8 protein-coding genes are annotated in these 12,883 nt (G+C 64.8%); 5 read left to right on the top strand and 3 right to left on the bottom strand.

Annotated elements, in window-relative coordinates:
- Positions 1-130 precede the first annotated feature (130 nt).
- The 5 genes from FIV42_RS21940 to FIV42_RS21960 all read left to right on the top strand — a co-directional run bounded on the left by FIV42_RS21940 (position 131) and on the right by FIV42_RS21960 (position 9,746).
- On the top strand, positions 131-1,225 hold the full coding sequence (locus FIV42_RS21940; RefSeq protein ID WP_141199768.1) for a hypothetical protein: 1,095 nt from the start codon (positions 131-133) through the stop codon (positions 1,223-1,225).
- Positions 1,226-1,266: 41 nt separating this feature from the next.
- A complete protein-coding gene (locus FIV42_RS31465; RefSeq protein WP_141199769.1) occupies positions 1,267-4,197 on the top strand; it encodes a hypothetical protein in 2,931 nt (976 codons plus the stop codon).
- Complete coding sequence (locus FIV42_RS21950; protein ID WP_141199770.1) at positions 4,198-7,578, top strand: [protein-PII] uridylyltransferase family protein; 3,381 nt, start codon at positions 4,198-4,200, stop codon at positions 7,576-7,578.
- A 71-nt stretch (positions 7,579-7,649) separates the two neighbouring features.
- Entirely contained in the window at positions 7,650-8,573 is a 924-nt protein-coding gene (locus FIV42_RS21955) for a branched-chain amino acid transaminase (protein WP_141199771.1), read from the top strand.
- Positions 8,574-8,666: 93 nt separating this feature from the next.
- Positions 8,667-9,746 carry a class I fructose-bisphosphate aldolase gene (locus tag FIV42_RS21960; RefSeq protein WP_141199772.1) on the top strand — a complete coding sequence of 360 codons (1,080 nt, stop codon included), beginning with the start codon at positions 8,667-8,669 and terminating at the stop codon, positions 9,744-9,746.
- Positions 9,747-9,821: 75 nt separating this feature from the next.
- On the opposite strand, the gene FIV42_RS21965 is transcribed toward FIV42_RS21960, so the two are convergent.
- The 3 genes from FIV42_RS21965 to FIV42_RS21975 form a co-directional block, all read right to left on the bottom strand.
- Complete coding sequence (locus FIV42_RS21965; protein ID WP_141199773.1) at positions 9,822-10,994, bottom strand: zinc-dependent alcohol dehydrogenase; 1,173 nt, start codon at positions 10,992-10,994, stop codon at positions 9,822-9,824.
- A 43-nt stretch (positions 10,995-11,037) separates the two neighbouring features.
- Positions 11,038-11,904: an SRPBCC family protein gene (locus tag FIV42_RS21970; protein ID WP_141199774.1), complete on the bottom strand. Its 867-nt coding sequence runs from the start codon at positions 11,902-11,904 to the stop codon at positions 11,038-11,040.
- A 252-nt stretch (positions 11,905-12,156) separates the two neighbouring features.
- On the bottom strand, positions 12,157-12,615 hold the full coding sequence (locus tag FIV42_RS21975; RefSeq protein ID WP_141199775.1) for a hypothetical protein: 459 nt from the start codon (positions 12,613-12,615) through the stop codon (positions 12,157-12,159).
- Between the last annotated feature and the right edge of the window lie 268 nt (positions 12,616-12,883).

The raw sequence follows: 12,883 nt of genomic DNA on the forward strand, positions 1-12,883 counted from the left end.
AGCAACCATTGTCTCCCCCTATTGCACTCCGACCCAGCCTTTCCTACAGTCGGGCGAAATCGTCCGCACCGCCGCGCCTCAGGGGCGCAGCTTTCCCAAAGATATATCCCAACGAACGGCAGTAAGCATCATGGCACGACCCAACCTGAAGAAGCTCCGCGAAGAGGCCCAGTCCATCTACAGCGAGTACGGCGCGCGTTTCGCCGGCAAACCGCGGGCGACCCGCGACGTCCAGGCGCTCGACTCGATCATCGAGCGGCTCGAGAAGGTCATCAAGCGCGCGCGTACTTTGCGCAACGGCAAGACCAACCCGGCGTTGTCGTCGTTCTTGGAGCAGGCGCTCGAGAACCTCGAGACCTACGAGAACGAGCGCGAGAATATCCAGAAAGTCCAGTCGCAGGGGCCGGTCGTCGTCGAGGGCAGCCGGCTGGCGACCTGGGCGAATTTGCATTTCGGTCAGTATTTCAGGCATTTTGCAGGTAAGCCTCGCGCCACCCGTGACCTGGGTCTCTTGAACGAGATCATCTCCGAGCTCGAGCTCGTCGAGTCGAAGATGAAGGGACTCCTGGCCCAGAAGGACGTCGCCTCGGTCGAGGCGGACCTGGAGACGGTCCAAAAGAACCTCGAGGTCTATGAGGGCGAGCGCGAGAATATCATGAATGCACGCCAAAGCGGCGGGCTCGACGAGCAGGCAAGCTACCTGGCGATGGTCGCCAACGAGCAGTTCGCCGTCTACAACTTCCACTTTGGCGGCCGCCCGCGCGTGTCGCGCCGCTCGGGGCTTTTGCACCGAGTCATCGCCACCTTGCAGTCGGTGCGCGACCAGATGAGCGAGCTCGAGGACCAGGGGCTCGACTCGGAGCAGAACCGCAACAATATCGCGCTCATCGACGGGCAGCTCAAGACGTACCGCAACGAGCTCGACAAGATCGACGAGGCGCGTCGCCAGACCGCCCCCAAGGATCTGGTTGGTCAACTGGGCAGCGCGGCCAACTGGGCGATGGCGCAGTACAACGAGAACTTCGCCGGTCAGGACCGCGCCAGCCGCGATCTCGAGCTCCTGTCGCGCGTCTGTGACGAGATGCTCGACGTCGGCCGCCAGATGCGCGAGCTGAGCAATCAGCTCGACAATCGGGCCAACGAGGAGAATCTCGTCATTGTGTTGGACAACTTGATGCTATATCAAAACGAATACGAAGAAATTCAACAGGTTCAGGCCAGCTGAGGCAAACTCGGCAGCCGTAGAGTGCAGATGGAGTGCTGGAGATGGATAAGTCGAGCATCTACTGGAGCGCCAGTCGTCGGGCCGTATGCCTGATCGGCGCCGTGTTGTTGGCCGCAGGCGCCATGGCTTGTGGCGACGACAACGGGTCGAAGAAGGATACCAACAGCGAGCCTGACGCGGCCGACGTGAGCACCGACGTCGACGCGGGGTCCGGCGACGATGCCGGCGCTGACGTCGGCGGCGACGGCGGCGACAGCGATGCCGACGCCCAGGTCGACACCGGCCCGCCCGACGACGACGCCGACGGCGTGGCCAACGCCGACGACAACTGTCCCGACGCGGCCAACGCCGACCAGGCCGACCTCGACCGCGATGGCGTCGGCGACGTCTGCGACCACTTCGCCTCCATCCACGACCCGTCCAACCCCGACTCCTTCGAGACGACGGCCGAAGATGAGGCCAACATCTCGAACGACGCCCCGCGTGAGGGCGAGGCCTACGAGCTGTCGCTTCCGTTCCTGGTCGAGGGCAACGTCGGCGCGGTCGACAACGGCAACTCGGACCTCGACTACTACTCGTTCTCGGTCAGCGAGCCGACGCTGCTCCTGGTCCAGATCGAGTCGCGCGGCGACACTTACTGGCCCGGCGGCGTTCTCTTTGGCTACGAAGCCCGCAACGGCAACGTCAACCGTTTTGCCCTGGGCGAAGACACCGGCGGCACCCATTACCGCGAGATGTTCCTTCCGGTGCCGGGTCGCTACTCGCTGGTCGTGACCGACGCGCGCAACATGCTCAACTCGCCGGACGTCGGCGGCGACGGCTACGACTACACCGTCACCGCCAGCGCCGTGCCGATGCCCGAGCCCGAGACCCTCGACCTGCCCGCGGCGCCCGTCGAAAAGGACGTCGACCGCAAGATCCACATCTACGAGGTCGACGCGCAGGGCCTCGACGCGCTCACCGTCGCCTCGACGGGCGTGCCGCGCGGCGACAACTCCATCACCTTGCCGATGCTGGCGGTGTACGACCCCGACGAAAATCGGACCCTGTCGCTCACCTCGCCGTATCAGACGAACCAGAACAACGCCAAAATCGAGTACACCACCAACCTCGGTGACCGCGACCGCGTCTGGGTCATCGAAGATTACTGGCAGCGCTTCGGGCTCAACGACACCATCTTGGAGGTCAACGAGGCCACGGTCGACGCGGAGTTCGAGACCTTCAGCGAGCCGCAAGACGAGCGTAGCAGCGAGCTTGTGTGGATGCAGCCCGGCGTGAGCGTCGAGGGGACCATCGGTCCGCCGCGCACCGTCAGCAGCACCTCGCTCGCCCCCGACGTCGACTACTTCTTGGCTACCGTCCAGCCCGGCAGCCTGGTGACCTTCACGGTCGAGCCGACCGACGGCGGCGCGCTGCAGCCCGACGTCGACCTGGGCTTTTTGTACGAGCAGCAGGGCTCGAGCACCTTCTACTGGATGGAAGGCGGTCCGAACCTCGACAACCCCGGCGAGACGGCGACCGTCACGGCGTTCTACGACGGCTTTCAGGCCGGCGAAGCTGCTATTCGCATTCGCCACGAGCCCAACAACAACGCCGAATCGCCCGAGGGCGGCCCCGGCTTCGAGTACACCGTCTCGATGGACGTCACCCAGCCGACGGCCGACGACCTGGGCCCGCTGCCAGCCGTCGTCACCGGCACCTTCGACACCCCGGGCGAGACCGATTTCTACACGTTCTCCGCCAGCGCCGGTGACCGCATCAACTTCCGGCTCGAGGAGAACAACTACTTTGGCCAGTTGACCGTCTACGACGCCGACACCTTCCAGCCGCTCATCCAGACCTACTCGTCGCGCGACACGATGATCGTCGAGGAAGACGGCGACTACATCGTCCACGTCGCCCCGTACAACGAGGAGCGTGACCCGACGTACACCTACGAGCTGGGCGTCGAGAAGATCTCGGCGACCGACCTGGGCACCACCCCCGCCTCGCAGAGCGGCGTGGTCGACAACGCGCCGTTCCCGGCGTGGTTCAAGATGACGGTGACCCCCGGCACGGCTTACGAAGCGACGCTCGCCGACGTGGCCGACGGCACCCTCGAAGGGCGCATTCGCGTCTACGCCGGCGAGACGATGGACCAGCTTCGCGGCGGCGCCGGTCCGGTGCGCTGGATGGCGCCCGACGGCGTGAGCGAGGTGTATATCGAAGTGGCCGACGCGCAGAATCGCGGCGACGCTGGCTACACCTTCACGCTCGCGGTCGACGAGCTCGACTCGGCCGACTTGACCCTCGACACGCTCACCACCGGCCAGCTCGCCGACGGCGCGAGCCAGATGATCTACACGTTCAGCGCGCCTGAAGGCGCCGTGGGCGCTTCGGTCACCACCGATGGCTCCTGGGAGCCGACCGTGGCGCTGGCCGACGCGGCCGATCTGCGCACCATCGGCGGCGTCGACGCACACGCCGGCCAGTTGTTCTACGCCGAGAGCAAGGCGCGCGATTACGCGCTCTTCGTCGGCGCGAGTGACGACACGCTCACCGGTCCGCTCGACTTCGAGGTCGAGGTGACCGTGCACGAGCCGAGCGCGGCCACCGCCGAGACCGAGCCCAACGACACTCTGGCCGACGTGCAGACCCCGCTGACCACCCCGGCGATCATCTCCGGGGCGTTCGACGACGCCAGTGGAGATACCACGGACGTGTTTACACTCGACCTGGTCACCGGACAGCGCGTCTGGGTGATGAGCATCAACCGAAACAGCACCGACCTCTATAACCTCGACCCCGAACTCGAGATCTACGACCCGTCGGGCACGCTCGCCGAAACCGACCGCGACGCCGGAGAGGCATTCTTCCCGGCGATTTACGCCTTCGAGGCGACCGCCGACGGCATCTGGGAGATTCGCCACCAACTCGAGTACGGCGGTGATACCGGCGACTACACGCTGTATGTCTTCACCTCTACACCGTAGATGACCACCCAACACTTCGAGAAAGCCCGCCTTCTCGCGCTGCGCGAGCGCTCCGGCGACCCCGATCGACTCGACGGGCTCGTCGAGCGACTCGCTGCCTGCGTCGAGAACGGCGGGCTTTCTTCGTCCAACGCCAAACTCGCCCTCGAAGAGCTAGCACATGCGCCCGAGCCGGCCGACACGCTGTTCCACCTGGTGCAGCTATGTGAGTCGGGCAAGGGCAAGCTCGTGCTCGCCGAGCCCGAGACAGTGGAGACGTTTCTCAAGCTCGCCGCCCAGGGCGAGCATCCGGCGCGCACTCTGCAACATCGGCCGGAGGAGCTGTCGTATTTGGCCGGCGCCCGCTCGACGAACCTGGTGCGCGGGCTCGACTCGCTCAAAGGCGAGCTGCACGGCCACATCGAGGCCGCGGTGGCCGAAGGCGCCGACCGCGAAGAGGCGGTCTTCAACGAGCTTCGCCGCCTCAAGCGCCGCGAGTCGCTGCGCATCTTTTTGCGCGAGGTCGAGAACCTGAGCTCGGTGCGCCAGACGACCGCCGAGATCGCCGAGCTCGCCGAGGCCTGCCTCGACGTGGCGGTGGTCCAGGGCGCCGAGGTGCTCGGGCGCCCCGAGCTCGCCGAGCATTTCTGCGTGCTCGGTATGGGCAAGCTGGGCGGCCGCGAGCTCAACTTCAGCTCCGACGTCGACCTCATCTACGTCTCGTCGAACGAGGCGGCCGTCGACGCCGACGTCAAGACCGGCGTCGACGCGCTCGCGCGCTGGGTCACCAAGGCCATGGAGTCGGTCACCGAGGAGGGCTACGTCTTTCGCGTCGACCTTCGCCTGCGGCCCGAGGGGAGCAAAGGGCCGCTGGTGCACTCACTCGGCGCCATGGTCGACTACTACCTGAACTGGGGGCGCACCTGGGAGCGCAGCGCCATGGTCAAAGCGCGCCCGGTCGCCGGCAACCGGCAGATGGGCGAGGAGCTGTTGGTCGACCTCGAGCCATTCATGTACCGGCGCTACCTCGACTTCAACGTCCTCGACGAGTTGCGGGCGATGAAGGAGCAGATCAACCGCAACGCGCACGTCTCGGCGGTCGTGGGCATCGAAGAGGACAAGGTCGACAAGCCCGAGCGCCGAGCCGAGAAGAAGCAGTCGAGTTCGTCGTCGCTGCAGGACCGACTCCGCCGCAAGATGCGCCGCGGCGGTGGATCCAAGAGCACACGGCTGGGGCGAGCGTCGCGCTTTTCGCTGTCGAAGAAGAACCACGACGAGGCGCCGACCGAACCCGAGTCCACTGAGGGGGCGCCTGCCAAAACGCCGGCGCCTTCGACCGGCTCGCCGTACGGCTGGGACGTCAAGATCGGCGTGGGCGGCATTCGCGAGATCGAGTTTTTCGTCCAAGCGCTCCAGCTCATCCACTGCGGCACGCGCCCCTCGCTGCGCGTGCGCCGCACCCTCGATGCGCTCGACCGATTGCTCTACGCCGGGCTGATTACCCACGACGACCACGCCGTGCTCGCCGATGCTTACGATCTGTTTCGCCGCGTCGAGCACCGCGTGCAGATGGAGCACGACCGCCAATCGCACCGATTGCCCGCCGACGCGGCCGGCTTCGAGCGCCTGGCCCGGCGCATGCTCACCGACGCCGACGAGCTGCGCGAGCGGCTGACATTCTTCCGAAAGAAGGTCGGGGCGATGTTCGAGCGGCTCTTCTCGGAATCGGCGCAGAGCCCTGAGGAGCCCACCGTGCGCGAGTCGCGCCCCACCGAGCTCGCCACGGTTCTGGGGGCGCCGCCAGAGCACTTATTCGACGCGGCGGTCATCGATGCGCTGACCGAGGTCGGCTTTCGGCGGCCGCGACAGGTCGCCGGCCAGCTCCAGATGCTTCGCGACAAGACCTACGGCCCGTTCGGCCGCCGCGCGGGGACCGAGCAGAGCCAGCTGAGCCGTTTCATCATGCAGGCCTGCGCCACGGCGCCGAATCCCGACCAGGCGTTCAGCTACTGGTCGCGCCTGTCGACGGTCGTCGGCGAGCGGCCCGGCTTCTACGACATGCTCTTCGAGAACCCGCACGCCACGCGCCTGCTTTTGCATGTGTTCGGGTCGAGCGATTTTCTCGCCTCCATCGTCATGCGCGAGCCGAACGTCATCGACTACCTGCTCGGCGCAGGCACGGTGGCCATCGTGCGCGAGAAAGACGAGATGGTACGCGAGCTCGAACGGCGGCTTACGGGTATCCACGATCCGAGCCATCGGCTGGGGCGCATGCGTCGCTTCCACCAGGAAGAGGTGCTCAGGATCGCGCTGCACGAGGTCGCCGGCGCCTGCGATATCGGCGAGACGGTGCGCCAATTGTCGATGCTCGCCGAGGTGGTCATCGATCTCATCTTGGGCGAGGTCTACGCCAACCTCGCCCAGCGCCTCGACGCCACGCAGGGCGGGCTTCCGAGCGTCGACGAGCTGCCTTTTGTCGTGCTCGCCATGGGCAAGCTCGGCGGGCGCGAGCTCACCTTCGGCAGCGATCTCGACATCATCTTCGTCTACGAGCCCGACGAGAAGGTCGGCCTCGACCACCAGTTCTTTGCGCGCATGGCCCAGCGCCTGGTCCGCAACCTGTCGTCGGTCAGCGAGCACGGAAAGCTGTACGACGTCGACACCCGGCTTCGTCCCTCGGGGCGACAGGGCACGCTCGTCGTCAGCCTGGAGGCCTTTCGCGAGTACCACGAGACGCGCGCCGATCTGTGGGAGCGCCAGGCGTTGATTCGCGCTCGCGCTTTGACCGGGCGTGCCGACCTTCGAGAACGGCTCACCAGGCTTCGCGACGAACTCGCCTTCGAGAAGCCGGTGCCGGACGACGCCCGCGAACAGTTTCGCGCGATGCGCGATCGCATGGTCGAGCATCTTACGGGGGAGGGCGAAGGCTTCGACATCAAAGCCGACCCCGGAGGCATGATCGACGTCGAGTTCCTGACTCAGTATTTGCAACTTGTCTATGGCGGCCGGCTCGAGTCGAGCGAGATGCAGCCTTCCCAGGCGCGTGGCGAACAGGTCATCGAAGGTGTGCGCAGCCAGAATACCCTGCGCGCGCTCGTCGGACTGGCCGAGGCTCCCGAGTTGGCCGACCTCGAGCCGCAGGCCGACTACGTCGCCTTGCTCGACGACTACCGTACGCTGCGCCGCATCGAGGCGCGGCTTCGCATGAGCGACCAGCGAGGCACGAATCGCGTGCCCCATGACGAGGACGAGCAACATATTTTGGCCCGCCGCTTGGGCTACCAGGGTAGCGGGGCGCGCCGGCAACTGCAGGCCGAACTCGACGCCCTCAGCGCGCGCGTACAGCAGGTGTTCGAGGTGTTGCTCGGCGCGAACATTGACAGCCCCCAGCCCAGCGACTAGCGATAGAGAAAACGCATGGGCAGCGTGGGTCAAGCGCAGCTTTCACGACGTATTCGCCGCACGGAGTAAACGTGGGTATCAAATCGGATAAAATTTGGCTCGATGGGGAGTTCGTCGACTTTGAAGACGCGAACGTCCACATCCTGACGCACACGTTGCACTACGGGCTCGGAGCGTTCGAGGGCATTCGCTGCTACCAGCGCGAAGACGGCAAGAGCGCCATCTTCCGCCTCTCGGAGCATATCCGCCGCCTCATCGAGTCGTGCAAGATCTGCACGATCGACGTGCCGTTCACCCAGGAGCAAATCGAGCGCGCCTGCATCGAAACCGTCAAGGTCAACGGCTTCGAAGATTGCTATCTGCGCCCGCTCGTCTTCTTGGGCCACGGCGAGATGGGCCTCTCCGCCACCAGCAACAAGGTGCGCGTGGCCGTCATCGCCTGGAAGTGGGGCGCGTATCTGGGCGACGAGGGCCTCGAGAAGGGCATTCGGGCGAAGGTGTCGAGCTTCAACCGCCACCACGTCAACTCGAGCATGGTCAAGGGCAAGATCAACGGCCAGTACGTCAACAGCATCCTGGCCAAGCGCGAAGTCATGGCCGCCGGCTACGACGAGGCGATCATGCTCGACACCGACGGTTATATCTCGGAGGCCTCCGGCGAGAATATCTTCATCGTCTACCGCAACCGGCTGTTCACCACGCCGATCGGATCGTCGATCTTGGGCGGCATCACCCGCGACACGATCGTGACGCTGGCCAAGGAGCGCGGCATCTCCATCATCGAGCAGCGCTTCACCCGCGACATGCTCTACACCGCCGACGAAATCTTTATGGTGGGCACCGCCGCCGAGATCACGCCGGTGCGCGAGCTCGACGAGCGCACCATCGGCGACGGCACCGTCGGCCCGGTCACCAAGGCGCTGCAGGCCGCTTATTTCGACCAGGTGAAGGGATCGTCGACCGACCATCCCGAGTGGCTGGCTATTGTCGAATAAGAAAAACTTGATGTGTCGTAAATCGGGATCAAGTTCCCGCACTGACTTCGTCCAATTCGGGTTCGCATAATCCAATCAAAGGAAGGATACGCCATGGCAACTGTCGACAAGATCGTAGATATCCTCGGTGACGAGGCCGACGACCTGCTCAACCACGAGTCCAAGACGATCTCCAAAGAGAACCTGTATCTGCCGGGTCCGGACTTCGTCGACGAGGTCTACGCCCAGACCGACCGCAGCCCGCGGGTGCTCGCCAACCTTCAGCGCCTCTTCGACAACGGGCGCTTGGGCGGCAGCGGCTATCTGTCGATCTTGCCGGTCGACCAGGGCATCGAGCACACCGCCGGCGCCTCGTTCGCGCCCAATCCGGAGTATTTCGACCCGGCCAACATCGTCGAGCTGGCCATCGAAGGTGGCTGCAACGCCGTCGCCTCGACCTACGGCGTTCTCGGCGCAGTGGCGCGTAAGTACGCCCACAAGATCCCGTTTGTGGTCAAGATCAACCACAACCAGCTGATGACCTGGCCCAACAACTACGACCAGGTCATGTTCGGCACCGTCGAAGAGGCCTTCGAGATGGGCGCTGCCGCCATCGGCGCGACCATCTACTTCGGCTCGGAGGAGTCCGACCGTCAGATCGTCGAAGTTGCCCGCGCCTTCGCCCGCGCTCACGAGCTCGGCATGGCGACCATCCTTTGGTGCTACACGCGCAACAAGGAAGGCTTCGTCGTCGACGGCGACGACTACCACACCGCCGCCGACCTCACCGGCCAGGCCAACCACCTGGGCGTGACCATCCAGGCCGACATCATCAAGCAGAAGGCGCCCACCACCAACGGCGGCTTCAACGCGGTCAAGAACCCGGGCGGCAAGACGTTTGGCCGCACCGACGAGCGCGTCTACAGCGAACTCACCAGCGACCACGAGATCGACCTGACCCGCTACCAGGTCGCCAACTGCTACATGGGCCGCGCCGGACTGATCAACAGCGGCGGCGCCTCGGGCGACAGCGACATGCAGCAGGCCGTGCGCACCGCCGTCATCAACAAGCGCGCCGGCGGCACCGGCCTCATCTCCGGCCGCAAGGCGTTCCAGCGTCCGCGCGACGAGGGCGTCAAGATCTTGCACGCCATCCAGGACGTCTACCTGTGTGACGACATCACGGTCGCCTAACGCGTAGATGCAAGAACGACGAAAACCCCGGAGCGGCCATCCGCTCCGGGGTTTTTTGTTGTCCGAGGTACGCGCTTACGGATGCAGCACCACTTTGATGCAGTTGTTGCGCTTGTGCTTGAACATCTCGTAGGCCGCCGGCGCTTCGACCAGGGGCACACGGTGGCTGATGATGAACGACGGGTCGATGTCGCCGTCTTCGATGTGGCCCATCAGCTTGTTCATGAACCGCTGCACGTGCGTCTGACCCATCTTGAAGGTCAGGCCTTTGCCGAAGGCCGCGCCCATGGGCATCTTGTCGATGATGCCGCCGTAGACGCCCGGGATGGAGACGGTGCCGCCTTTGCCGCACGCTTGGATGGCCTGGCGCAGCGCGTTGGGCCGGTCGGTCTCCAGACGCAGGGTCTGCTTGGCCTTGTCGTAGAAGTGGTCGGCGGCGTTGAATCCATGCGCCTCCATACCCACCGCCTCGATGACTGCGTCGGGGCCTCGCCCGCCGGTCATCTCCTTGAGCTCGGAGAGCACGCTCGTCTTCTCGAAGTGAAGCGGCTCTGCGTCGGCGTCGCGGCGCGCTTTCTCGAGGCGCTCGGGCACGTGGTCGATGGCGATGACGCGCTCGGCGCCGAGCAACTTGGCGCTCTTCATGGCGAAGAGGCCCACTGGACCGCAACCCCACACGGCGACCGTGTCGCCCGACTTGATATTGCAGTTGAGCGCGGCCTGGTAGCCGGTCGGAAAGATGTCCGACAAAAAGAGCGCCTGCTCGTCGGTCACCCCGTCGGGCACCTTCATCGGGCCGACGTCGGCAAAGGGCACGCGCATGTACTCGGCCTGGCCGCCGGCGTAGCCGCCCAGCATATGCGAGTAGCCGAAGATACCCGCCGGCGAGTAGCCGTAGGCCGCTTCGGCCATGTGCGCATTGGGGTTGGAGTTGTCGCACAGGGCGTGCTGCTCGTGCTTGCAGTAGTGGCAACTGCCGCAGGCGATCGGAAACGGGATGACCACCCGGTCGCCCACCGTCAGGTTGTCGACCTCGTTGCCGATCTCGACGACCTCGCCGATCACCTCGTGGCCGATGATATCCCCCTCCTGCATGGTGGGGATATAGCCGTCATACAGGTGCAAGTCCGACCCGCAGATGGCCGACAGCTTGACCTTGATGATGCAGTCGCGTGAGTTGAGGATCTTGGGGTCCGGGACCTCGCGGACCTGAACGTCGTGTTTTCCCATCCAGCATACGGCGCGCATAAGTGCCTCGTTGAGCTAGGAGTCTCGATTGGTGGCGGTCGGTTTACAGCGACGGACGCGGGCGCTCCGAAGACTGCCGGGGCGGAAGCGCCGGGCGCGACGACTCGCGTCGACCGGAGGTTTGCCCCTCGATCGTGGGCACCTCGCCGGTTTCCAGCAGGCGCTTGAAGCGTCGCAGGTCCTCTTTGACGATCTGGTCGCTGATGCCATGCAGGAAGTTGGCGATCGTCTTGCCGACTTTGCCCGCCGGCGGGTAGTACACGATGTGGGCGTGGATCTCGGTGCCCTCGGCGTTGGGGCGCGACTTGAACTCGATCATCCCCTCGTTGTGGATCTCCGAGCCCTTGACCGAGCGCCACACGATCATCTCGTTCTCTTGTTCCTCGATGATCTCGGAGTCCCACTCGACGGTGATGTTGGTCTTGGGTGCTCGCGCCTTCCAATGCCAGTGCTTGTCGTCGATACGCCGCACCGACTCGACATGGCGCATGCAGCGCGACAGGTTGCTCAGATCCTTCCACTTCGCGTAGACCTCCTCGACGGGCTTGTCGATGGTGATCGTCGCGCGCACCTGAGTAGACTGAGAGGCGCCGGTGTTGAGCAGCTTCTGCTTGAGGTTATGACCATCGAGCAGCTGGTTTTGTTTGAGCCCCTGGTAGACGAGCCCGCTTCCGACGCCTGCGGCGAGCAGGCCGAACATCGAGCGCCAGTGCTTGATCCCCCACAACGCCAGGACGCCGCCGCCGACGAGCATCGCCGGGTTGTCGATCTGGTCGATGCCCTCGCGCTCGGGGCGCTGCGAGTAGCTCGATAGGTTGTCGCGTTGGACCTCGAGTTCGCGCCGATGCGCCCGCGATCGAGGGCGCAAGTTGCTCGCGGGGGTCTCACGTCCGTGTGTTCGCTCAGACATATCTTCTCCTCGTTAAGCTAATTCGTGAGTGAATCTCGCAGGCGGGTAAGGTCCGCATAGAGCTGGTCATGCGAGGCAATCTAGCACGCAATGCCGTCGCCTCCTGTCCAAGCAACGGGTGCAGGCAGCAGGAGACGAGGATTGCGCCAACATGGTCAAACGACGTTACGAATCATGCGCACCTGACTGGCCAAGTGAAGCTAGATAAGTGAAGCCAGACCAGTAAAGCCAGACAGGTAAAGGCGGATAGCCCTAGACCGTCTTGGGCTCGGCCGTCTCGATGAAGTCGGGAGGGTTGTCACCGCCGCTTCCCCTAATGGGCATGCGCCAGTTGTCCTCGTCCTGCTCTTCATCGGTCTCCTGGGGCGCCTCGTCGCCCTCTCGCCCCTCGGTCGGCCCGTGCTGCTCGAGTTCTTCGTTGGCGTCGTCCTCGCCCAGGTCTTCCTGGGGCTCGGGCGACTGCATGTCGTCGCGCATCTGCTCGGGCTGCTCGACCGGCCCCGGAGTGGCTTCTTTGGCTTCGTCGGGCGCCGGCGCCTCGATGGGCCCGCCGCCGATTCGCTCGCGGTCCTGCTCGTCGACTGTGGTCTCCTCGACCTCTTGGCCGCCACGCTCCTGAGCCCGCACCTTTTTGTTGCACGCCGTACCCAACGCCAATCCCAGCATGGCCACCAGGGCCAGCAGGATACGACTGCTCGTCCGTTCCACCATGTGTTGCTCCTCCCGGGCCCGCCTCGCGCCGGACGGCGCGTCTGTGTGGGTCTCCCTTTGGGCCCCGCATAAGTCCCCGATCACTCCCCATTAAACCTTGTCACGACGGCGAGGACGCCAATCGGGGGCGGGCAGGACCGCGGGAACAGATCCGTGGCTCCTCCTGTTTTGTTCGACGAACTTGCGTGTCCGTGGTACCTCCCAAGTAGGGAAACAAGTACCGGGAAGTCCGTGCCGGGAAACTGGTGCACTCACCTCGAAGTTGTGC

Source organism: Persicimonas caeni (assembly GCF_006517175.1).
In the GTDB taxonomy this organism is placed as follows: domain Bacteria; phylum Myxococcota_A; class Bradymonadia; order Bradymonadales; family Bradymonadaceae; genus Persicimonas; species Persicimonas caeni.